We start from the raw sequence: 588 nt of genomic DNA on the forward strand, positions 1-588 counted from the left end.
GACGGGGACTAGGCATGGACAACGATGCGGCGCGGCATGAACTCATCAATGCTCTTGCACTCGTGCAGGAACAGTTCGCCGAGCTGGCCGCCGTCGAGGAAGAACGGGCGGCCTTGTCCGCCACAGCCACTCGGGCCGACGGGACAGTCACGGTCACTGTGAACGCCGACGGCGTCGTCACCCGGACGGCGGTCGGCGACTCCTATCTGGATGACCATGAGCTGACCGATCTGGGATGGCACATCACCGCCGCGGCCCAGGAGGCCGCCCGCGACGTCGAGTGGAGAGTCGCGGAACTCCATGCGCCGCTGGCTCAGCGACGGGAGGAGATGCCCTCGCTGTCCGACATCGTCGACGGTGCTCCCGACATCAGGGATCTGTTGTCGCCCGCTGTGCCGGCGCGGCATCACGACGGTGAAGGAGAACCAGCCGAATACCCCACTGTGAGGAGTGTGCGATGACCGTACCGCTGGGCGTCACGCCTTCCGAGCTGCGCGGTACCGCGCAGTATCTCGCCTTTGTCAGCAACGATATGAAAGCCGTGCACTCGGCGCTGATGCAGATGCTCGGCGGTGAGGGAGAGGCCTG

Annotated in this window: 1 protein-coding gene; it reads left to right on the forward strand. The window is 65.6% G+C overall.

The features are described from left to right. Positions 1–461: YbaB/EbfC family nucleoid-associated protein (locus tag RM844_RS32115; protein ID WP_311670980.1), on the forward strand; the 461-nt coding region annotated here is incomplete at its 5' end. Positions 462–588: the final 127 nt, after the last annotated feature.

It is taken from the genome of Streptomyces chisholmiae (assembly GCF_031845445.1).
GTDB classification, from domain to species: domain Bacteria; phylum Actinomycetota; class Actinomycetes; order Streptomycetales; family Streptomycetaceae; genus Streptomyces; species Streptomyces chisholmiae.